Below are 20,618 nucleotides of genomic sequence, written 5' to 3'. Positions count from 1 at the left end.
GTACCTTCGCGGCTTGATTCACAGAGGCGGTTGCGCCAGTGTCCGCGCCACGTCGAACAAGGGTGGCGCACAGCCGCACGCTGGTATGGTCCGCAGGTGCAAGACGGCGTTCGTGACAGGGGCGACCGGCTTTGTCGGCCGTCATCTGGTGCAACGCCTCACGAGTGAGGGGTGGCGGGTCAAGGCGCTCGTCCGGCGTGAGGACCACGAACTGCCGCTGCCGGCGCACGACGTCGCCCTCGGCGATGTGCTCGATGCCGCCTCGCTGCGGGACGCGAGCCTCGGGGTGGACGTGATGTTCCATCTGGCCGGGCAGGCCTCCGTCACCGAGGCGGAAGAGGCGCCGGCGGACGCTCTCGCGGTCAACGTCACGGGCACGCGGAATGCCCTCGAAGCCTGCCGCGCGAACGGCATCGGGCGCTTCGTCTTTCTCTCCACCATGCATGTCTTCGGTCCCTCCCCCGGTACGAGCGGCGCTTTCGACCCGCGCAGCGTCTACGCCGCCTCCAAGCTCGATGCCGAGCGGCTCGTCCTGGACTTCGGGCAAGAGGGCGGGGTGGAGACGGTCGTGCTGCGGCCCTCCAACGTGTATGGGCCCGGCCAGGCGAGCGACGCCGTAGTACCGGACTTCGTGGCGCGCGCGCTGGCGGGCGATCCCCTCGTGCCGCAGGCGGCGGAGGTGCGCCGACGCTTCCTCTATGTCGACGATCTCGTCGACGCGCTGGTTCAGGCGGCGCTGGCGCCGGACGTCGCCGGCCACGCCTTCAATGTCGAGGCGGCCGACACGGTGTCCATCGGCGACCTGGCTCGGCTGATCGAGCGCGCTGTAGCCTCCCCCGAACCGGCATCGTTCATGGGGCACGCGTCCGTCGGGCCGGCTCCGGCGGGCGGGCTTCCCGGCTGGGCGCGGGCCATCCCGCTGTCGGTGGGTATCGCCCGCACGGTGGCTGCGGCGCGCGCGACGGGGGAAGCGGCGGAACCCGTTCCGACCGCCGGCGAACCGCGGGTCTCCATCGTCATCCCGGTCTATAATGGCGGCGATTTCCTCGCCGAGGCCATCGACAGCGCGCTCGGACAGACCTATCGCAACCTCGAAGTCGTGGTCGTCAATGACGGCTCGACGGATGGCGGGGCGACCGCTGCCGTCGCCGCGCGCTATGGCGGGCGCATCCGCTACATCGAGAAGTCCAATGGCGGCGTCGCGACGGCGCTCAACGCCGGCATCGCCGCGATGGACGGCGAATTGTTCAGCTGGCTGAGCCATGACGACCTCTATCATCCCGGCAAGATCGAGGAGGAGGTGCGCGCGCTGCGCGAGGCCGGCCGGCCGCATCTCGTCTTCTGCGACTACGAAATCATGTCGGAGGCCGGGGAGCCGCTGCACATTGTCGAGCTCGGCCCGCAGCGGCTTGCCGAGAGGCCGCTCGACGGGCTTCTGACCGGGCGCTTCAACGGGTGCACCTTCCTCATCCCGCGCCAGACCCTTCTGGAGCTGGGCGGCTTCAAGGTCGGCCTGCCCACCACGCAGGATTACGAGCTGTGGTTCCGCATCGCGCGTCGGCTGCCCTTTCTCCACGTGCCGCGCACGCTGGTGAGGCAGCGCGTTCATCCCGCGCAGGGCTCGCGCACGCCGGCGCACCTGCCGGAAGCCGACTGTCTCATGATTTCCATGATCGACCGGACGCCCCCCGAGCAGATGGTCGCCTATGACGGCTCGGTCGAGCGCTTCCTGATCCGGGTCGCCCGCAGCCTTGCGCAGTCGCCATATGCGGGCGCGGCGAACTATGCCGCTTTCCGGGTAAGGCAGGCCCTGCTGCAACTGCCGCATACGCTCGTCCTCACCCCGCCCGCCGGAACGCTCGGAGAGACTCTGGCGGCGATACGCCGCGAGCCGGGGCCCTTCCCCCGCCGCTGCTGGCTGATCCTGACGGCCGATCCGTTCGAAGCGGCCGACGGCGATGACTGCATCGCGTTGCGGCGCGCCGCCTCGGCGCCGACGCCGGCCGACGCGCTCGCCCTGGAGTGGGCCGGGGAAACCGACCTCGCCTATGTCGGCCCTCGGCCGCCCTCGACCAGCGAGTTGCTTGCCGCCCTGGAGACGCTGATCTCCGGCGACGAGGCCGTCGTCGACCTGTCGAGCCCGCCGGGCGAGCCGTCATGGCTGCTGCGGGCGTCGCGCAGGGACGAGGCGATGCGGCACCTCTCCGGCGCGATGCGGGACGCCCATCCCGCCGGCTCCCCGGATCGGGCGGCGGAGCAGCGCACGGCGCTCGGCCTGCCGAACCTGCCGGCAAAGTCTCTGACCGCGCTGGGGCGCCCCTTCGCGCGCCTCAACCTGGCACTCGGCTTCCGGCTGCTGCGCACCCGCTCGCTGCGCCGGACGGGCGCGCGCCTGATCCGCCACACGCTGCGCCGGGCGGGTCTCGCCCATGTCATCGACGAGCCCTGGTATCGCGCGACCTACGGCCTTGTCGGCGGGAGCGGCCTCAGGGTGTGGGTCGACTATCTCGCCACGGGATGGAGCGCGGGACGCGAGCCGAATCCGTGGTTTCACGGCAGCTTCTATGTCCAGCGGGCGCCGGACTGGAATCGCCGTGAGGCCCCGCTGCGCCATTTCCTCACGCGCGGCGCGCCGCGCGGCCTGCCGCCGCATCCGAAATTCGCCGATGGCCCCTGCGAGGCCTCGGCCTATGTGCCGCCCGACGCGCAGCCGCAGGCCCGCGGCCCGAGCGTCGACCCGCTCGGCCGCGAAGGCGCCGTGTCGCTGCTGGCACAGCGGCTCGACCCGGACCGCCCCACCGTGCTGCTCTGCCTGCACAGCTGGGGCGGCGGCACGCTGACCCACGCGGGCGCGCTCGCCGAGGCGCTGGCGCGCTTCGCCAACGTGCTGTTCCTCTTCGGCGGCGACGGACGCCCCTTCGTCCTGTCCGACACGGCGGCCCACCCGCCGCAGGGGATCGCCTTCGAACGCGTGGAGACCGGGGCGCTGGCGCAGGTGCTGGAGGCCCTCGGCGTCGACCATGTCGACGTTCATCACGCCATCGGTTTCGAGGCGGAGCTGGAGGACCTGCTGGTACGGCTCGGGCTGCCCTTTGACGTGACGCTGGTCGATTATCATCTGGTTGCCCACCAGCCGCATTTGTCCGGCCGCGACGGCCGGTTCGTCGGCGAGGGCGCGCCCAGCGTCGCGCTGCTGCGCGAGCCGCCGCTGCCGCTCTACGCCAAGGCCGCGCGACGCATCGCGATTTCCCGCGACATGGCGCAGCGGCTGCGGGCGCTGCGGCCGGAATTCGAGGTGATCGCCGCAGCGAACTGGCTGAAGCCGCCGATCGAGCAGCGCGAGGTATTCGTGCCGCGCCTGTGGGGCGATGAGCCTCTGCGCGTCCTCGTCTTCGGCCCCATTGCCGACCACAAGGGCTGGGACATTCTCGTGCAGGCCTCCGAGCGGGTGCTCGCCCGCAGGATTCCGATCGAGTTCCACATCCTCGGCGCCTCGGAGATGGGCAAGCCCCTGCCCTCCTCGGCCGCGCTGGTCAATCACGGCTGGTTCGCGCCGGGAACGCTGTCGGCGCGGATCGGCGCCATCGCCCCGCACCTCGCCTGGTATCCCTCGCAGGTACCGGAGACGTGGTGCTACTCGCTCAACGACGGCATGGCCGCCGGCCTGCCGGTCGTCGCCAGCGCCATCGGTGCGCTGATCGAGCGCTGCGAGGGCCGACCGGCGACCTGGCTGCTGCCGCCGGACAGCGCGCCCGACGCCGTGATCGACCTGTTCGAGCAATTGCGCAGCCGGGCTTTCGAGGTCGAGCCGGCGACGCTGCCGACGGATGACCTTCCCGGGGCCGAGCCTTTCTATTTCGAGAGGTATCTCGCGCCCGCGCGACGGCGAAAGAGCGGGCGCGACCCGGGAAAGTAGCCACCCCCGGCATGCCCTCATGTCCGACGGCCACTTGGTTGCCAGCGCACCCGCCGGTCCGTATACAGTCCGGCACGACCCAAGGGGAAGCTTTCGCGATGGCTTTACTGGATAAATTCTCGGACGATGACCTCTCTTACGTCGCCACCCATCGCAAAGCGTCGCTCTTTACCAGAGATGTCGAGAATTCCAGAGATGTCCTGACCGAGCGCATCGGCGGAAAGCGGCTTCTGATCCTCGGCGGCGCCGGCAGCATCGGCGCCAGCACGCTGCGCGAACTGCTGAAGTTCCGGCCGCATGCCGTGCATGTCGTCGACATCGGTGAAAATCCGCTCGCCGAGCTGACGCGCGACCTGCGCTCGCAGGCGGACATCGTCCTGCCGCCGGACCTGCGCTTCCTGCCGATCGACTTCGGCGGCCCGGCCATGCAGCGGCATCTGCGCGACGAGCCGGCCTATGACCACATCCTGCATTTCGCCGCCCACAAGCACGTGCGCTCGGAAAAAGACGTGCCCTCGCTGCTGCAGATGCTCGACACCAACGTGCTGAAGCTCGACCGCTTCCTGCGCTGGCTGCCGCTCTACGGCCATGAGGGGGCAGAGATCTTCGCCGTCTCCACCGACAAGGCGGCCAATCCTTCCAGCTTCATGGGCGCCAGCAAGCGGCTGATGGAGCACGTGCTGTTCGACGCCGGCACGCAGGGCGCCACGCGCCGCTCGACGCGCTTCGCCAATGTCGCCTTCTCCAATGGCAGCCTGCCGCAGGCCTTCCTGTTTCGCCTCGCGCGGCGCCAGCCGCTGGCGGCGCCGGACGGTTCGCGCCGCTTCTTCGTGAGCCTGCGCGAATCCGGCGAGATCTGCCTGCTCGCCGCCTGCGCGGCGCCGGCCGGGCACATCGCCTTCCCCAATCTCGACCCCGCGACCAATCTGCGCCCGCTGCTGGAGATCGCCGAGGGCGTGCTCGCCCATTACGGGCTGAAGCCTGCCTATTACGAGGACGAGGCGGCGGCCATTCGGGGCGTCGAGGCGGATCTGGCGCGGGGGCATTATCCGCTGATCGTGACGCCGCTCGATACCGGCGGCGAGAAACCCTACGAGGAATTCGTCGGCGCCGGCGAGAGCGCGGCCGGCATCGGGCTCGCGGAGCTCAGCGGCATCCCCTACGCAGCCTATCCCGTCGACTTGCCGGCGGTGATCGAGGAACTGGCGGCACTGCGCGACGACGTGGCCCGCGACGTCACCAAGCGGGATGTCCAGCAACAATTGCTGCGTGTCGTCCCGGGCTTCCGCCACGCCGAATCCGAGCGCCATCTCGACCAGCGTGCCTGACCGCGACCGACTGCAGCCTCAGAGGAAGCGGTCCTTGTCGCCGGCGATCATCTCGTTGGCGATCTCGTAATCGTCCGGCCGGCCGATATCGAGCCAGAGGCCGTGATGATGATGGACGGCGACTTTCTCGCCCGCCGCGAGCAGCGCCAGCATGAGCTGGTCGAAGCCGAACGGGCCGGCGGGCGGGATGTAGTCGACGATGCGCCGCGAGGCGGCATAGACGCCCATGCTCACCATGTGCTCGAAGACCGGCTTCTCCCGGAAGCCGACCAGTGCTCCGTCCTCGACAGTGAGCACGCCATACTCGATGCGCTGCTCGCGGCGGATGGCGGAGACGGTGAAGACCGCGCCCGATACGGCGTGGCCTTCCAGCAGCGACATGAATTTGAGGTCGGTAAGCACATCGGCGTTCACGACCAGGAAGTTCTCCGGCAGCCCGTCAATGATGCGCAGCGGCCCGACCGTGCCGAGCGGCTCCTCTTCCAGCGAATAGGCGATCTCGACGCCCCAGCGACTGCCGTCGCCGAAATAGGCGCGGATCAGGTCGCCCATATGGTTCACCGCGAGCACCACGCGCTCGAAGCCGGCGCGCACCAGACGCTCGATCATCAGCTCGACGATCGGCTTGTCGCCGATCGGCGCCAGCGGCTTGGGTATGGTGATGGTGTAGGGCCGCAGCCGCGTTCCCTTGCCGCCCGCGAGCACGATCGCCGTTCTCTTGTTCGCGCGTTCCATGGCTCGCCCGCCCCTAGACCCGTCTCATCCGCCGTGCCGACCCGGCTTGCCGAGGTCGTTCACGCGTATTCCATCCCAGCCATTGGAGAGCGGCGCGGTGCCCAGAACGAGGCTGACGACGCGCTCCGACGTGTTGGTGACGTTGTAGTCCTCCGGCACCGGATGCGGCTCGCCGGCCGCCATGCGGGCGGCGAAGAAGCCGGTGGCGATCTCCACGCCGCGCAGCACCGCCTCGCGCGACAGGCCGGTCATGACGATGGAGCCGGTGTCCAGCGCCTCGGGCCGCTCGATGGCGTCGCGCGGCGTCACCGCCGGAAAGCCCAGAATGGACGATTCCTCGGCAATGGTTCCGCTGTCGGAGACGGCGCAGAAGGCGTTCATCTGCAGGCAGTTGTAGTCGTGGAAACCGAAGGGCTTCATGAAGCGTACGCGCCCGTCGGCCTCGACGCCCAGTTCCTCCAGCCGCTTGCGCGTGCGCGGATGGGTCGAGACGATCACCGGCCGGTCGTGGCGCGCCGCCAGCGTGGAGAGCGTGTCGACCAGATCGCCGAGCCGCGCCCGGCTGTCGACGTTCTCTTCGCGGTGCAGCGAGACGACGAAATAGCCGCGCGGCGCGAGGCCGAGGCGCTCCAGCACATCGGAGGCGAGGATGCGGTCGCGGTAATGGTCCAGCACCTCGCGCATGGGCGATCCGGTGAGGTAGATGCGCCGATGCTCGATACCCTCGGCGATCAGGTGACGGCGGGCATGCTCGGTATAGACGAGGTTGAAATCGGAGATGTGGTCGACAAGGCGGCGGTTGGTCTCCTCCGGCACGTTGCGGTCGAAGGAGCGGTTGCCGGCCTCCATATGGTAGACGGGGATCTTCATCCGCCGCGCCATCAGCGCGGAGATGGCGGAGTTGGTGTCGCCGAGGATCAGCACCGCGTCGGGCTTCTCGGCGGCGAGCACCTTCTCGCTCTCGATGAGGATACGGCCCATCGTCTCGCCGAGGGTGCCCCCGCCGGTGCCGAGGAAATGGTCGGGCCGGCGCACACCGAGGTCCTCGAAGAACACCTCGTTGAGCTCGTAATCGTAGTTCTGGCCGGTATGGACCAGGCTGTGTGCGCAGAACGCGTCCAGCCGGGCGATGATGCGCGACAGGCGGATGATCTCCGGGCGGGTGCCCAGTATCGTCATGACTTTCAGCACGGGCGCGTCACCCCCTCGGCCGCATGGATGCCATAGCCGGTCCGCAATTCCTCCAGCAGCGTGGGCCAGTCCGGCGGCCGGTAGCCCGTCGCCTGCCGGAACCGGTCCGAATTCAGCGAGCGGTCGATGACCGGCTCGTCGCGCGGCAGAATGGCGACGCTCTTTCCATACACCCGCGCAGCCAGCGACAGCAGGTCAAATTTGCTGATTGGCGCCGCTGACACGTGGTAGAGCCCGCGCAGCCCGGCATCGGGCAGCACATGGCGGGCGATGACGCGCGTGAGTTCGACCGTCGTCAGGCCGGAGAAGATCGCCCGCGTGAAGCCGTAGACCGATCCCTCCTGCCCGAGGAACCAGTCGATCAACCCGTGCCGGCTGCCGAGCTCGTGGCCGATGATCGAGGTGCGCAGCGTGAGGGCGTTCGGCGCGTCGACCTCGCCCAGCAGCTTGCTGCGGCCATAGAGGTCGGTCGCGTTGGCGACGTCCGCCTCGGTGTAGGCGCCGCGCCTGCCGTCGAAGACGCAATCGGTGCTGACATGGATCAGGCGCGCGCCATGCCCGGCGCACAGGCGGGCGAGCTGGTGCGGCAGCAGCGCGTTGATCGGCAGGGCGACGAGGGGATCGTCGGCGCTCTGGAGCTGCTTGACGATACCGATGGCGTTGATGACGGCATCGGCCCGCGTGCGGGCGAGGATTTCGCCAATGGCATCCAGCGCCGCAACGTCGGGGATACGCAGGAAGGCCTCCGCCGGAATGCCCGGAAACTCTTCCGCCGTGACCGGGCGGCGGGAAACGCCGAACACCTCGATGCCGGGCTCGCGCGCCAGCACCCGCATCGCCGCATTGCCGAGCATGCCGGTGACGCCGAGCACAACGACTTTCACGCCACGGTCCTCACGATGTACCCCGCCCGCCGGCCGACACCCGCCGCGACATACCCGGCCTCACCGCCGGTTCCACGCGTCGAGCTCGGCCGCGAGTTCGGGCAGCGACAGCAGCAGCGACTTGATCGCCTCGACATCCAGCCGTTCGGTGTTGTGCGAGTGGTAGTCGCGATGCTCGGCCGCATGGATATCGCCTTCGGTGAAATAGGGGCGGTAGTTGAGGTCGCGCCCGTCCATGCTGACACGAAAATACTCGCCCATATCCTCGCTGTGGCTGAGGTCCTGCGCACTCGCCAGCGTCTCGTAGAGCTTCTCGCCGTGGCGCCAGCCGATGATGTCCACCGGGTGATCGGGACGGCCGAACAGTTCCTTCAGCGCGGTGGCGAGGTCCGTCAGCGTGGCGGCCGGCGCCTTGCGGATGAACAGGTCGCCCTGCCGCGCATGGGTGAAGGCATGGTGCACCAGCGCCACCGAATCGCGCAGCGGCATGAGGAAGCGCGTCATGCCGGGCTCGGTGATGGTGATCGGCGCGCCTTCCTTGATCTGCCGGACGAACAGCGGGATCACCGAGCCGCGCGAGTACATGACGTTGCCGTAACGCACCAGCGCGATGGTGGTCGGTGCGTCCGGGCCGATGGAGCGGGCGATCGCGCAGGCGATCTTCTCCATCATGGCCTTCGACATGCCCATGGCGTTGACGGGGAACACCGCCTTGTCGGTCGACAGGCAGACGATGCTCCTCACCCCGGCCTCGACCGCCGCGCGCACGACGTTCTCCGAGCCGACGATGTTGGTGCGCACGGCCTCCATCGGGAAGAACTCACAGGACGGCACCTGCTTGAGCGCGGCGGCGTGGAAGACGCGGGTGACGCCCGCCATCGCCCGGTCCACGCTGTCGCGGTCGCGCACGTCGCCGATATAGAAGCGCACATTCGGGCTGCGCAGCGAATTGCGCAGCATGTCCTGCTTTTCCTCGTCGCGGCTGAGGATGCGGATTTCCGGGCAACCCCTGCGCAGCAAATCCTGCAGCATGGTCCGGCCGAACGAGCCGGTGCCTCCGGTGATCAGAACGCAATCCTGCTGCATGCACCGCTCCTCGCAGCGGCCTCCATACGCGACTTCACCGCGCCGCGCCACAAGTTGGGGCGAGGTGACATCCCGGCTCGGCGACATCGCCAGCCTGGCCGCCTCCTTGGCCGCTAGCCTGACCGTTTGCCTAGCCGCTCGCCGGCCCCTCCACGCCCGGAGCCGCGGCGAGCGTGAGCAGCGCATTGGCCAGCCGAAGGTCATCGGGGGTGGGGATCTTGATGTTCAGCGCGCTGCCCGGCACGAAGGCGGTGCGCACCCCGCCGCGCTCCAGAATATCCAGAAAGCTCGGATCCCTGACGAGCCCGCCCGCCGGCAGGCTGGCATAGCCGGCGATCGCCGCCTCACGCGCGAAGGCGACCGGCTTCTGGCCGATCAGCACTTCGCCCGGCGCATGCAGCAGGTCGCCGTCCCTGTTGTAGAGGAACTCGGCATTGACGAGGCCGGGCGCCGCGCCGCCTGCCGCCCGCGCCTTGTCGAGCAGGGCGGCGACCAGCCCGGGGCTGGCGAAGGGGTGCACCACGTCGTGCAGCACGAGCCAGCGCGCGGACGCTTCTTCGACGAGCAGCCGCGTGGTCTGGCTGCGGCTCGGTGCGCCTGCGACGACCCGCACGCGGTCGCCCGCCACCAGTTCGCCGGCACGCGCGACATCCTCGGCAGCCGCGGCGACGATGACGAGATCGACCATCGGCCGCAGCAGCGCGACCGCATGCTCCAGCAGCGTGCGGTCGCCGAGCCGCACGAAGGCTTTGGGACCGAACCCGAGGCGCGACCCGCTGCCGGCCGCCTGGATGAGACCCTGCACCGTCATCGCGAAGGCTTCCTGCCGTTGAAGAGCCGCCTGAGAAACCGCGGCATCAGCTTCTTCCAGCGCGGGCGCGCCCTGGCGCCGCCGGGCGGGCCGCTGCCGGTCCATGGACGCCAGCGCGATTCGGCCTCCGGATGGCTCTCCGGCGCGCGGGCCGAATCGAAGAAGATGCCGCGCCCGATCCGGTTGATGCGGTCGAAGGCCGACATGTCGAGCAGGGTCGGCCCCGGCTCGCCCCTCTCTCCCTTGGTTTCCGCCATCCCGGCACGTACATAGTCGTTCTTGGCGGCGACATGGGCCCTGAGGCTGTCGCGCAGGCGCAGCGCGCTTTCCTGCAGCAGCCCGGTGCGCCACAGGTGATGCACCGTCCTGAAATGCGGGCGGGTCCAGACCTTCGGTTCCAGCAGCCGCAGCCGGCCCTCGGCGTCGAACTCGAAATGATGCAGCAGGTTGGCGTGGTTGCCGGGGTCGAGCCGGTGATTATAGAGCTCCAGCCCGCGCCGCGTGACCAGCAGCGCATGCGAGCGATCGACCGCTGCGAAGCACTGGCGCACATCGTCATCCACCATGTCCGGCTGGTTGGCCGTGAGGTTCTGCGAGAAGGCCTCGCCGCGCGGCGGGCCGGAAAGAACGCTCCGCCCGGAAGGCACGAAGGGCAGCGTCGGCGCGAAGCCCAGCAGTTCGAGGCAGGTCGGCGCCAGATCGACCGTGCTGACGAGGCGATGGTCGGTGCCCGCGGCAAGCGCGGCGTCGCGGATCACCAGCGGTGTATGGATGAGCGAGGTGTAGGGCTCGGTGCCGTGCAGCATGCCGCTCTTGAAGCCGTGCGTGCCGAAATCGTCGCCATGATCGCCATAGGCGACGAGCGTGGTGTCGTCGAGCGTGCCGGCCCGGCGCAGCAGTTCCACCATGGCACCGAGCAGGTTGTCCGCCACCGCGCAGCCGCCCGCCAGCAGATCGTCGAGATGCGCGGCGTGGGAGGCCAGGGCGAGATTCGCCTCGATATGCGGCACCTGGCACCAGACATAGATGGCGAAAGGCCCGTCGGCGACCTCCGCCTCGACGCGCGCGAGCAACGCGCCGAAATCGCTGGTGCTCCACGCCGTAGGGAGCGAGCCGGCGAGGATCCGCAGCAGCGGGCGCTGGGGATAGGCGGAGGCGCACAGCAGCGAGGTGCGGTAGCCCGCGGCTTCAAGCGTGGCGAACAGGCTGGGATTATTGCCCGCCGGCGTCGCGATGCCCTCGGCCCGGTCCATCTCGAAATCATTGCCGTGCAGGAAGGCGGCGATCACCATCTGGCTGGAGCTGGCCGAGGCGAAATGCGAGCGATAGCTGCGCGCCTCGCCCATCAGCGCGTGCAGGTTCGGGAATGCCTCGGGAAAGGCGTTGAGAGTCTGCCAGGAGATGCTTTCGAGGTGGAAGACGAACAGGTTCCGGCGCGGGCGGGAGGTGGGCGGCGTGCTCATCATGTCGCCCGGCTTCCCACGCGGGAGAACAACGCCTCGAAGTCGAAGCCGTGCAGGAGCGGCCATTCCGGCGCGGGGGTGCCCGGTGCGGCCAGCGCCGGCAATCGCTCGCGGGTGTCGAGGTGGAAGCGGGCGGCGAAGGCGGCGTCGCTCCGGCAGTCGGACGTCGCAGGGCGCGCGGGCGGCGGCAACCATTCAGACGCCGGCAGGTCGACATAGCCGGCGAAGGGCAGGATCGGCTGCAGCGTCAGTCCGCTCTCGTCGATCAGGTGATCGTAGCCGATGGGCTGGTGGCGGTGATCGGGGTCGATGGCGGCGAACTTGTCGAAGCGTGCCTCGCGGTCGCGCCGCTCGATCATCTTGAGATGGTAGAGATTGGCGGGCGCGTAGCCGCGCGGGGCGTCGTCAAGCTCGGGCGGGAACCAGGGCTGGTGCAGCAGCGGTCCGCGCCGCGTGAGGGTGCGCGGCATGCGGAACAGGCGCGCCGTCCAGCGCGGCCGGCAGATGCCGTCGACGCGGTAATGATCGGCGCTGTCCCACAGGTTGACGATGCGCACGAACAGCACATGCGCGCCCTGCCGCTCGCGCACGAGGAGATCGGCACGCAGCCGGCGCAGGAAACGCTCCTCCAGCCGCTCGTCGGCGTCGAGGCACACCACCCAGTCCGCGCCGAGCCGCGCCGCTTCCACGATGAGGCGGTGGCGGTTCTCGATCTCGTGCGCATGCGGGGCGTCGGGGGCGTTCTCCCTGAGCACGGAGAGCACCTTGGGCTCGGCGGCGAGCATGGCGAGCGTCGCGTCGGTCGAGCCGCCGTCGAGGACGACGATACCATCGACATGTGGGGCCAGGTGGAGGAGGAAGCCGGGTAGAAACCGCTCCTCGTTGCGAACCTGGATGACGCAGACGATTTTCATTTCATTCGATCACGCGGGCGCGAAACCGTCGCAGCCTTGGCCGATTATGTACCTCGCGTGCCAGGCCGTTCAAGCGAGCCGCCGCTGGGGCGAGGTCCGCGAACCCAAGAAAATAACGAAAACCCGGCCTGGGAGCAGGCCGGGTTGCCGGGTAGTGCTGCCGTACCGGCAGATTACTTCCGGATTTCCTTACGGGAGACTTCCGGGAACAGCCACATGGCGATCACCATGAAGGCCCCCAGGGCCAGCACCGCGTATTTCGGACCGACCTGACCGAGATGCGCCTGCAGGGCATAGCCCGCAGCCGCGACAAGAATCACGATCAGCGAGATGGCGAGTTTGACAATCGTGGGCATGGTCGGCTCCGTTGGGCTGATAGGGTATGGCGGACGGGGCGGCGGCGCTGTTCCTCATGGCGCGGGCCCTCCCGATCCGGGCTAGACGACCGGGGCGAGCACGTCGCCCCCGATGCTGTAGAGCGCGGCGAGCGCGCCGATCTGCGCGACCGCCATGATGGCGAGCACGGCGCGCCCGTCCTTCCAGCGTTCCGGCCAGATCTCGAACGAGGCCGGGGCGAACAGGAAGGCGAGGCCGGCCACCACGATCACGCTGGTGAGGCGCAGTTCGATGAGGCCGAAGGCGAGGGTGAGCCCGCCCAGCATGAGCATCAGCGCGCCGTTGAGCAGTGCCAGCGCCGGGCTGGAGGCCTGGCCCCGCTCGCGGGCGGCGTTGAGCGGGAACGAGCCCGACAGGATCAGGAAGCCGACGCAGCACAGCGTCGAGAACAGGGCGAACCAGGCAAGCGCGACGACATTCGGTTCGAGTGCGGCCATGACGGTCTCCTTCTGGCGCGGATGGGTGGGGCGGCCCGCTACTCGGCGGGCTGCTGGCTCATCGGGGAGGAACCGCTGCCGGCGGGACGGGGCGTGCGCGAGGTCTTGCGCATGTCCGTCTTGATGAAGCGGGTGTCGTAGCCGTTGAAGAGATGGCCGAGGAAGCCGCGGTCGAGGTCCGAGGTGCCGAACGCCCAGTCCATGATCGGGAAGGTGAGGTTCATGTTCCTCTCCATCATGATCGACTGGTTGTGGTGCGCTGCGTGGTGGCGACGGTTGGTGTTGATGAAGGGCACGTTCCGCACGAACCAGTTCTCGTCGATATGCGTGGTGAAGTGCATGAATTCGTAGAGCAGGTACACGCCTGTCGTGGTGGTGATGAACAGCCAGCCGACATTGGGCGAGACCAGCCAGGACAGCACCACGGCGCCGGGGATAGACATCAGCGTGAAGGTCACCAGCGCGTAGGGCGGGAAGAAGGTGACGCGCCAGTCGTGATGGTCGGCGAAGCGCATCTCCTCCTCGGTGAAGAACTGGTGATGCATCAGCGTGTGGCGGTTATAGACCGCGCGCAGCAGCGGGATGCGCGAGGGCCGGTGCATCACATAGCGGTGCAGCGCCCATTCGAAGAAATTGCAGAACAGGAACACCACCGGAATGGTGAGCCATTCCCACCACGCCACGGCGCGGATGTTCGAGACGTACACATAGAGCGCGGTGAAGCCGATCGTGTAGATGACCGCGATATGCAACCACCCATTGTACCAGCCGGCCACCCGCTCCCTGTAGGTCGCCCGGTATTTGCGCTGGCGGTCGGTCATGACGCTGGCGGAGAGTTCCATGTCGTCCTCCTGAGGCCTTCCCTTACACGCACCCGGACACCGTGCCGGACGCTTGTCTTCTGTTGAGATACTTCTAATATATCACCGCTACATCAGAGATCAAGCGCCCTTCCGTAAAGCCTGCCGAAAGTCGGGGGCCGGAGGGGCCGGAAAAGGGGAGAACGACCAGTGCCGCTGACCTATCGCGCCGCCGTGCTGCATGCCGCGCAGGCACCTCTCGCCATCGAGACGGTCATCGCCGAACCCCTGCGTCCGGGCGATGTGCGGGTGCGGGTGAAGGCGGCGAGCCTGTGCCATACAGACCTCGAAGTGATCGAGGGTGGGCTGCGCTTTCCCATGCCCATCATGCTCGGCCACGAGGCCGCCGGCATCGTCGAGGAGGTCGGGCCGGAGGCCGAGGGCGTGCGCCCCGGCGACCATGTGGTGCTCTCCTGGAACCCGCATTGCGGCGGCTGCTTCTATTGCGGTCGCGACCTGCCGATCCTGTGCGAGGGCTATCTCGCCAACGGCCCGCAGGCTTTCGGCTTCGACGGCGCGCCGCGGGCGCGGCTGGCGGACGGGCGGGCGCTGCGCCAGCTCATGTATCTCGGCTCCTTCGCCGAGATCTGCACCGTGCCGGCCCAGCAGGCGATTCCCGTGCCGAAGGCGCTGCCCTTCGACCGCGCCTGCCTGATCGGCTGCGGCGTGATGACGGGCGCCGGCGCGGCGATGAACGTCGCCTCGATCCGCCCCGGCGACACGATTCTCGTGCTCGGCTGCGGCGCGGTCGGGCTGGCGGCGGTGCAGGGGGCGAAGCTCGCCGGCGCCGGCCACGTCATAGCCGTCGACCTCAACGGCGACAAGCTCGCCCTCGCCGGCCGGATGGGTGCCGACACCCTCGTGAACGCCGCCACCGAAGACGCCGCCGACACCGCGCGAGGGCTGACTCAGGGACGCGGCGCCGATGTGGTGATCGAATCGGCCGGCCATCCCGCCGCCTTCCGCACCAGCGCAGAGGCAGTGCGGCCCGGCGGGGAGATCGTCTGGCTCGGCAAGATCGACGTCGCCAGCGACGTCGCCTTCCGCTGGGGCTCGCTGATGGGCGAGAAGCGCATTCGCCGCTCCAGCTATGGCGGAGCCCGGCCGGCGCGGGATTTCCCTTTGCTCGCACAGGCTTATCTCGACGGGCGGCTGATGCTCGACGAGTTGATCTCCCGGCGCATCGCGCTCGACGAGATCAATGAGGGCTTCGCGGCGCTGAAGCGCGGCGAGACCATCCGCAGCGTGATCATGTTCTGAAAGGTGCCGGCGTGCCGGGCGCTTCCCGGCACGTGACGCCCGACTCAATCGTCGAGCGCCTCAGTCGTCCAGCGTCTTAGTCATCCAGCGTTTTGCGCGCGAAGGATTCGATGTAGTCGATCAGCCGGTCGGAGGCGGCGCCCGCCGCCGCCCGGTCGCCACGCGCGATGGCGGCGGCGAGCTCGGCGTGGAGATTGGCCGCCAGCGGCAGGTCGGCGACGCGCTTGTAGTGCTGATACCAGAAGCGCCGCGACAGCGCGTGCATCAGCCCCATGGAGCGCGCGGCGAACTCGTTCCGCGCCGCCTCGGCGGCCAACGTGTTCATCTCGCGGTCGAGCCGCATGAACTGGAGCCCGTCCGCCCGCTCGGCCGCCTCGCGCATGCCGCGTGCGATCTCCCCGAAAGCGTCGCGCTCCTCGTCATTGGCGCGCTCGGCGGCGAGCTCGGCGATGAGACGCTCCAGCACGCGCCGCGTCTCCAGCAGGCGGAGCTGGGTGCGCAGGTTGATCTCGGAGACCAGGATGCCCCGCCGCGGCAGCACCAGCACCAGCCCGTCGCGGGCGAGACGCTGCAAGGCCTCGCGGATAGGCGTGCGGCCGATGCCGAGCCGGTTCACCAGCACCAGCTCCGACAGCACCGTGCCGGGCGGCAGTTGCAGGGTGGAGATCAACTCCTCCAGTTCGCGATAGGCGCGATCCGTCAGGGTCAAATCCTGCGTCTCGGACTTGCGTGACCGGCGCGCGCGGGCGGCCGGGGACTTCTTGCTGTCGGTCTTGTTCGCCCGCTTTACGCCTGCCGTCGGCATGAGCACTCCTGAACGCTGCACGGAGATTGTGCCGGCAGTGATGCACTGTTGCAATGCTATTGGAATATCACTGGGATGCGACGATCGTAGCGGGCGTTTCTGCGGCACAAAGGCGCAGCAATGTGCGCGCAAGGCGTTGCGGATCATGGGCCATGAGGGGGTGGCCCGCCCCCTCCCAAAGCTCGAAGCGGGCGCCCGGCGCGAGGGCGGCGATGCGCCTGCCGTGGGAAGGCGGGCACTCGTCGTCGCGCGCGCCGTGCAGCACCAGGGTCGGCACCGTTATGCGCGGCAGAACGCACTCCAGGTTGCAGTCGCGCACCGAGAGCCAGGCGCCGGCGACGGCGAGCGGATCGGCGGCCTCGGTGAGGCCCAGGCGACCGGCGCGGGCCTGCGCCTCGGCGACCAGTTCCTCCGGCGTCGCGGCGCGGAACCACACCGCCTCGCCGCCCGGGCGAGCCGTGCCGCTCGCCAGCATGAGATGGCTCACGCCGTCGAGCCCGTGGCGGTCGAGCGTCGCCAGCGTCACCAGCACGCCCATGCTCCACCCGGCGAGCGTGACGGGCCTGGGCGCCATGGCGAGGACGGCGGCGAGGTCGTCGGCAAAGCCGGCGAGCGTGTAGCCGGCCACAGTAGCGGGGCGGTGCGAGCGGCCACGCCCGCGCAGGTTCGGGATTATCAGAGCGCGCCCGTCGTCGAGATGGCCGGCGACGCCCCGCCAGCTCGCCGCCGTGCTCTGGATGCCGTGCAGCAGCACGAATGAGCCCCGCGCCGGCGCCGCCGCGCCGTGCCCGAACCACTCGACCGGGCCGGACGGAGTGTCGAGCAGATGGACCTCAAGCGCGGCGGCGGGCACGGACATCGACATGTCAGGCGGCGACCGCCGCCAGCGCGGCGTCGATGTCGGCGCTGGTGTATTCCCACTCATTGCCGAAATTGGCGACCACGTCGCGCATGAAGCGCTCGTAATGGCGGCCGGCCTGCGCCGGGTCGCCGAAATGGTCGACCAGCATGGCGAAGGCGAGCTGGGCGGGGGCGTGGCCCTCATAGCTCCACTCGAAGCCGTCCTTGCTGATCTCCAGCAGGTCGGTCCGCTCGGGCAGAAGCGTGCCGTCGACCGTGACGGCGACGCCGTCGATGGTGCGGTCTCCACGATAGGTCTTCATGGCTTTGCTCTTTGCTCGCTGTGTCGGGGCGGACGGCGCGGGGGAAAGACCGCGCCGTCCGGTCTCATTCGGCCGCCGCCGGGCGACGAGTGCGCAGCAGGCTGAGGCCATCGGCGATCGGGCCCCAGAGCAGCAGCGCGAGGGAGATCGCCATCAGGCTGGTGACGAGGCCGTTGTCCCAGAACACCGAGAGGTCGCCCGCCGAGCCGATCAGCGCCTGGCGGAACGCATCCTCCGCCCGGTCGCCGAGCACGAGGGCGAGGACCATCGGCGCCAGCGGGTAGTCGAGCTTCTTGAACACGTAGCCGACAACGCCGAACACCAGCATCAGCCAGATGTCGAAGGAGGCGTTAGCGACCGTGTAGGCGCCGATGGCGCACATCATCAGGATCACCGGCGCGATCAGCGCGAAGGGAATCCGCATGATAGCGGCGAACAGCGGCACGGTGGACAGCACCACGACGAGGCCGACGATGTTGCCGAGATACATCGAGGCGATCAGGCCCCAGACGAACTCCTTCTGCTCGACGAAGAGCAGCGGGCCGGGCTGCAGGCCCCAGATCATCAGGCCGCCGAGCAGCACCGCCGCCGTGGCCGAGCCGGGAATGCCCAGCGCCAGCATCGGCAGCAGCGCCGTGGTGCCCGCCGCGTGGGCCGCCGTCTCGGGCGCCACCACGCCCTCCATCTCGCCGGTACCGAAGCGCTCACCGCGTGAGGAGAAGCGCTTGGCGAGGCCATAGCCCATGAAGGAGGCCGCCACCGCCCCGCCCGGCGAGATGCCGAGCCAGATACCGGCGATGCAGGAGCGCACGAAGGTCACGAAGTAGCGGGGCAGCTCGGCCCAGGTGCGCAGCACCACCATGAGGTCGATCTTCGCCTTCTTGCCCTTGAAGCTCATGCCTTCTTCCAGCGTCATCAGGATTTCGGAGATGCCGAACATGCCGATGACGACGACGAGGAAGTCGATGCCGCTCATCAGCTCGGTGACGCCGAAGGTCATGCGCATGTCGCCGGAGATGGTGTCGATGCCGACGCCGGCGAGGATGAAGCCGAGCGCCAGCGAGACGATGATCTTCGCCTTGTTCTCCTTGCCCATGCCGATGAAGCTGCAGAAGGTGAGGAAGAACACCGCGAAGAACTCGGCCGGGCCGAAGCGCAGCGCGAACTTCGCCACCAGCGGCGCCAGGAAGGTGATGAGCACGACGCCGGCGATGGCGCCGACGAAAGAGGCGGTGAAGGCGGCGGTCAGCGCCTCGCCCGCCCGGCCCTGCTGCGCCATCGGGTAGCCGTCGAAGGTGGTCGCCACCGACCAAGGCTCGCCGGGAATGTTGAACAGCACGGCGGTGATCGCCCCGCCGAACAACGCGCCCCAGTAGATCGAGGTCAAGAGGATGATGGCGCTGGTCGGGTCCATGCTGAAGGTCAGCGGCAGCAGGATGGCCACGCCGTTGGGACCGCCGAGGCCGGGAAGCACGCCCACCACGATGCCGAGCAGCACGCCCAGCAGCATGAAGAGGACATTGTGGAGCGTCAGCGCGACCTGGAAGCCGTCGAGAAGGTAGCCGAAATTTTCCATGGTCCCCTCTCAGAAACCGAGCATCGCTTCGAGCGGGCCCTTGGGCAGCGGCACCTCGAACTGCATCTCGAACACCCAGAAGGTGACCAGCGGGATGAGCACCGAAGCGGCGAGGATCGCCCACCAGCGGAAAGAGCCAAAGGCGATCATGAAGCCGGCGAGGAAGAATGCCGAGGCGACGTAGATGCCGAGATAGCCGATGGCGAACACATAAACGGTGAGCGGCAGCAGGACCGAGAAAACCTGCTTGAGCTGCGCCCAGGTGACGACCACGCGGCTTTCCGCGCGCAGGCCCTGAACGAACACCACCACTGCGGCGGCGAGCAGTATCCACGCCATGCGGGCGGGGAAGAACCCGCTTTGGGGACCGTTGCTCCAGCCGGCGCCGCGCTCGTAGCTGTCCCACAGCACGGCGACGGCAAGAATGCCGAGAAGGGCGGCGACGACGCATTCGACCGCCCGGCGGGAGAGGCCGGGCTCGGTCTCGTAAGGATCTAGGGATGACATGGGCCACTCCAGGCGCATGGATCGGGCCTTGCCGGCACGACCGAAAAAAGGAGCGGCCCGCCAGATGACGGCGGGCCGCAGTCAGGACCCGGATCAGTTGGTCGGGAGGAAACCGGCCTTGGCCATGAGATCCTTGTGCTTGGCCTCGTCGGCGTTCAGGAAGTCGACATAGTCCTTGCCGACGCGCACATCGGACAGCAGCGCGTTGCGCTCCAGATATTCCTGCCACTCGGGCGTCGCGACGATCTTCTGGATCAGGTCGACGTAATAGGCCTGCTGCTCGGGCGTGACGCCGCCCGGCATGAACAGGCCGCGCAGCATGTTGTAGGTGAACTTCAGCCCCTGCTCGCCGCAGGTCGGCACGTCGTTCCACGACATGTCGGCGGTGACCTTCGCCGTGTAGGCGATGCGCTTGGGCGAGAGCACGCAGAGCGGGCGGGTGAGGCCGGCGCGCCAGTTGGCGACGTCCTCGGAGGGGTTGTTGGTCTCGACCAGGATGTGGTTGCCCGCGAGCTGGGTCGAGGCCTCGCCGCCGCTCTTGTAGGGGATGTAGGAGATCGGCGCGCCGAGCTCGGTGAACACGCCGAACGAGATCAGCTCGTCCTCGCGCTTGGAGCCGCCGCCGCCGACCTTGATCGGCGGGTTCGCGGCCTTCGCCGCCGCCTTCAGGTCGTCGACGTTCTTGAGCGGGGAATCCTTGGCCACCCACAGGCCGAACTCGTCCTGCGCGACCATGCCGACGGGGGTGAAGTCCTGCCAGCTCACCGGAATCTTGGTGGCGAGCGGCGTCATGTAGATGGTGCTGGAGGTGGTGATCAGCTTGTGGGGATCACCCTTGGACTTCTTGATGTCCATCATCGCCTCGCCGCCAGTCGCGGCGGGCTTGTTGACGACGATGAAGGATTCCTTGGACAGGCCGTGCTTCTGGATGATGGCCTGCATGGTGCGGGCCATCTGGTCGGACGCGCCGCCCGGACCGAAGGGCACGACGATCTCGACAGATTTGGTCGGCTCCCAGGCCGAGGCGGCGAATGTCGACAGCAGCAGGGCTGCGCCGGCAAGGGCGGCGGTTTTCATGAGGGCGTTCCTCCAGGGTGTGACAGGTGTTTTGTCTGGCGCACGTTGTCCGCGCCTTAGAATGATACTGGATCAAATCAGTATGATGTGCAACTCATATATTTCAGATATTCTAGTTGCGAACAAAGCGCCCGTGCCATTATCGTGGCAAGCTGAGAGGGTCGCCTCGTGCCTTCCGCTCGTGGGTGGGCGAGACAGGCAAATGCATG

At 68.5% G+C, this 20,618-nt stretch carries 19 protein-coding genes; 3 read left to right on the top strand and 16 right to left on the bottom strand.

Annotated features, from left to right (window positions below; translation table 11 throughout):
* The first annotated feature begins 112 nt into the window (after positions 1–112).
* On the top strand, positions 113–3,916 hold the full coding sequence (locus tag MWN33_RS06990) for an NAD-dependent epimerase/dehydratase family protein (protein ID WP_247199706.1): 3,804 nt from the start codon (positions 113–115) through the stop codon (positions 3,914–3,916).
* A gap of 98 nt (positions 3,917–4,014) precedes the next feature.
* Positions 4,015–5,244: a polysaccharide biosynthesis protein gene (locus MWN33_RS06985; protein WP_247199705.1), complete on the top strand. Its 1,230-nt coding sequence runs from the start codon at positions 4,015–4,017 to the stop codon at positions 5,242–5,244.
* Positions 5,245–5,262: 18 nt separating this feature from the next.
* Here MWN33_RS06985 and MWN33_RS06980 read toward each other — a convergent pair whose 3' ends face one another.
* The 10 genes from MWN33_RS06980 to MWN33_RS06935 all read right to left on the bottom strand — a co-directional run bounded on the left by MWN33_RS06980 (position 5,263) and on the right by MWN33_RS06935 (position 14,003).
* A complete protein-coding gene (locus MWN33_RS06980) occupies positions 5,263–5,979 on the bottom strand; it encodes a sugar phosphate nucleotidyltransferase (protein WP_247199703.1) in 717 nt (238 codons plus the stop codon).
* 24 nt (positions 5,980–6,003) lie between these two features.
* Positions 6,004–7,170 (bottom strand): non-hydrolyzing UDP-N-acetylglucosamine 2-epimerase, encoded by a 1,167-nt coding sequence (gene wecB / locus MWN33_RS06975; RefSeq protein WP_343312644.1) that lies wholly within the window; start codon positions 7,168–7,170, stop codon positions 6,004–6,006.
* Positions 7,164–8,054 carry a dTDP-4-dehydrorhamnose reductase family protein gene (locus MWN33_RS06970; RefSeq protein ID WP_247199702.1) on the bottom strand — a complete coding sequence of 297 codons (891 nt, stop codon included), beginning with the start codon at positions 8,052–8,054 and terminating at the stop codon, positions 7,164–7,166. The genes wecB and MWN33_RS06970 overlap by 7 nt, the downstream gene beginning before the upstream one ends.
* Positions 8,055–8,114: 60 nt before the next feature.
* On the bottom strand, positions 8,115–9,140 hold the full coding sequence (locus MWN33_RS06965; RefSeq protein WP_247199701.1) for a polysaccharide biosynthesis protein: 1,026 nt from the start codon (positions 9,138–9,140) through the stop codon (positions 8,115–8,117).
* A gap of 130 nt (positions 9,141–9,270) precedes the next feature.
* Positions 9,271–9,951 carry a 2-C-methyl-D-erythritol 4-phosphate cytidylyltransferase gene (locus MWN33_RS06960; protein ID WP_247199700.1) on the bottom strand — a complete coding sequence of 227 codons (681 nt, stop codon included), beginning with the start codon at positions 9,949–9,951 and terminating at the stop codon, positions 9,271–9,273.
* Positions 9,948–11,417, bottom strand: coding sequence for a sulfatase-like hydrolase/transferase (locus MWN33_RS06955; protein WP_247199699.1), 1,470 nt, complete (start codon positions 11,415–11,417; stop codon positions 9,948–9,950). The genes MWN33_RS06960 and MWN33_RS06955 overlap by 4 nt, the downstream gene beginning before the upstream one ends.
* Positions 11,414–12,328 (bottom strand): glycosyltransferase family 2 protein, encoded by a 915-nt coding sequence (locus tag MWN33_RS06950; protein ID WP_247199698.1) that lies wholly within the window; start codon positions 12,326–12,328, stop codon positions 11,414–11,416. The genes MWN33_RS06955 and MWN33_RS06950 overlap by 4 nt, the downstream gene beginning before the upstream one ends.
* A 173-nt stretch (positions 12,329–12,501) precedes the next feature.
* Positions 12,502–12,684 carry a hypothetical protein gene (locus MWN33_RS06945; RefSeq protein ID WP_247199697.1) on the bottom strand — a complete coding sequence of 61 codons (183 nt, stop codon included), beginning with the start codon at positions 12,682–12,684 and terminating at the stop codon, positions 12,502–12,504.
* Between the two features lie 81 nt (positions 12,685–12,765).
* Positions 12,766–13,161, bottom strand: a complete 396-nt coding sequence (locus MWN33_RS06940; RefSeq protein WP_247199696.1) for a hypothetical protein — start codon at positions 13,159–13,161, stop codon at positions 12,766–12,768.
* Positions 13,162–13,199: 38 nt separating this feature from the next.
* A complete protein-coding gene (locus MWN33_RS06935) occupies positions 13,200–14,003 on the bottom strand; it encodes a sterol desaturase family protein (RefSeq protein WP_247199695.1) in 804 nt (267 codons plus the stop codon).
* A 168-nt stretch (positions 14,004–14,171) separates the two neighbouring features.
* On the opposite strand from MWN33_RS06935, the gene MWN33_RS06930 reads away from it, so the two are divergent.
* The gene (locus tag MWN33_RS06930) at positions 14,172–15,281 is read left to right on the top strand and encodes a Zn-dependent alcohol dehydrogenase (RefSeq protein ID WP_247199693.1); all 1,110 of its coding nucleotides are present in this window, start codon (positions 14,172–14,174) and stop codon (positions 15,279–15,281) included.
* 76 nt (positions 15,282–15,357) lie between these two features.
* Here MWN33_RS06930 and MWN33_RS06925 read toward each other — a convergent pair whose 3' ends face one another.
* The 6 genes from MWN33_RS06925 to MWN33_RS06900 form a co-directional block, all read right to left on the bottom strand.
* The gene (locus tag MWN33_RS06925) at positions 15,358–16,086 is read right to left on the bottom strand and encodes a GntR family transcriptional regulator (protein WP_247199692.1); all 729 of its coding nucleotides are present in this window, start codon (positions 16,084–16,086) and stop codon (positions 15,358–15,360) included.
* Between the two features lie 67 nt (positions 16,087–16,153).
* Positions 16,154–16,945, bottom strand: a complete 792-nt coding sequence (locus MWN33_RS06920) for an alpha/beta fold hydrolase (RefSeq protein ID WP_247199691.1) — start codon at positions 16,943–16,945, stop codon at positions 16,154–16,156.
* Positions 16,946–16,952: 7 nt separating this feature from the next.
* Positions 16,953–17,249, bottom strand: coding sequence for a DUF6166 domain-containing protein (locus MWN33_RS06915; protein ID WP_247199690.1), 297 nt, complete (start codon positions 17,247–17,249; stop codon positions 16,953–16,955).
* Between the two features lie 64 nt (positions 17,250–17,313).
* On the bottom strand, positions 17,314–18,825 hold the full coding sequence (locus tag MWN33_RS06910; RefSeq protein ID WP_247199689.1) for a tripartite tricarboxylate transporter permease: 1,512 nt from the start codon (positions 18,823–18,825) through the stop codon (positions 17,314–17,316).
* Positions 18,826–18,834: 9 nt separating this feature from the next.
* Positions 18,835–19,332, bottom strand: a complete 498-nt coding sequence (locus tag MWN33_RS06905; RefSeq protein WP_247199688.1) for a tripartite tricarboxylate transporter TctB family protein — start codon at positions 19,330–19,332, stop codon at positions 18,835–18,837.
* A 93-nt stretch (positions 19,333–19,425) separates the two neighbouring features.
* On the bottom strand, positions 19,426–20,409 hold the full coding sequence (locus MWN33_RS06900; RefSeq protein ID WP_247199687.1) for a Bug family tripartite tricarboxylate transporter substrate binding protein: 984 nt from the start codon (positions 20,407–20,409) through the stop codon (positions 19,426–19,428).
* Between the last annotated feature and the right edge of the window lie 209 nt (positions 20,410–20,618).

This window comes from Ancylobacter koreensis (assembly GCF_023016525.1).
In the GTDB taxonomy this organism is placed as follows: Bacteria; Pseudomonadota; Alphaproteobacteria; order Rhizobiales; family Xanthobacteraceae; genus Ancylobacter; species Ancylobacter koreensis.
The sequence above is the reverse complement of the archived record's forward strand: the minus strand, read 5'-3'. Positions and strand labels throughout refer to the sequence as shown.

Bases quoted from the DNA above. Each gene is read 5' to 3' on its own strand.
- MWN33_RS06905 (WP_247199688.1), bottom strand. From the start codon at position 19,332: ATGTCATCCCTAGATCCTTACGAGACCGAGCCCGGCCTCTCCCGCCGG.
- MWN33_RS06940 (WP_247199696.1), bottom strand. From the start codon at position 13,161: ATGGCCGCACTCGAACCGAATGTCGTCGCGCTTGCCTGGTTCGCCCTG.
- MWN33_RS06985 (WP_247199705.1), top strand. From the start codon at position 4,015: ATGGCTTTACTGGATAAATTCTCGGACGATGACCTCTCTTACGTCGCC.
- MWN33_RS06965 (WP_247199701.1), bottom strand. From the start codon at position 9,140: ATGCAGCAGGATTGCGTTCTGATCACCGGAGGCACCGGCTCGTTCGGC.
- MWN33_RS06950 (WP_247199698.1), bottom strand. From the start codon at position 12,328: ATGAAAATCGTCTGCGTCATCCAGGTTCGCAACGAGGAGCGGTTTCTA.
- MWN33_RS06920 (WP_247199691.1), bottom strand. From the start codon at position 16,945: ATGTCCGTGCCCGCCGCCGCGCTTGAGGTCCATCTGCTCGACACTCCG.
- MWN33_RS06945 (WP_247199697.1), bottom strand. From the start codon at position 12,684: ATGCCCACGATTGTCAAACTCGCCATCTCGCTGATCGTGATTCTTGTC.
- MWN33_RS06980 (WP_247199703.1), bottom strand. From the start codon at position 5,979: ATGGAACGCGCGAACAAGAGAACGGCGATCGTGCTCGCGGGCGGCAAG.
- MWN33_RS06915 (WP_247199690.1), bottom strand. From the start codon at position 17,249: ATGAAGACCTATCGTGGAGACCGCACCATCGACGGCGTCGCCGTCACG.
- MWN33_RS06935 (WP_247199695.1), bottom strand. From the start codon at position 14,003: ATGGAACTCTCCGCCAGCGTCATGACCGACCGCCAGCGCAAATACCGG.
- MWN33_RS06955 (WP_247199699.1), bottom strand. From the start codon at position 11,417: ATGATGAGCACGCCGCCCACCTCCCGCCCGCGCCGGAACCTGTTCGTC.
- MWN33_RS06900 (WP_247199687.1), bottom strand. From the start codon at position 20,409: ATGAAAACCGCCGCCCTTGCCGGCGCAGCCCTGCTGCTGTCGACATTC.
- MWN33_RS06925 (WP_247199692.1), bottom strand. From the start codon at position 16,086: ATGCCGACGGCAGGCGTAAAGCGGGCGAACAAGACCGACAGCAAGAAG.
- MWN33_RS06910 (WP_247199689.1), bottom strand. From the start codon at position 18,825: ATGGAAAATTTCGGCTACCTTCTCGACGGCTTCCAGGTCGCGCTGACG.
- MWN33_RS06960 (WP_247199700.1), bottom strand. From the start codon at position 9,951: ATGACGGTGCAGGGTCTCATCCAGGCGGCCGGCAGCGGGTCGCGCCTC.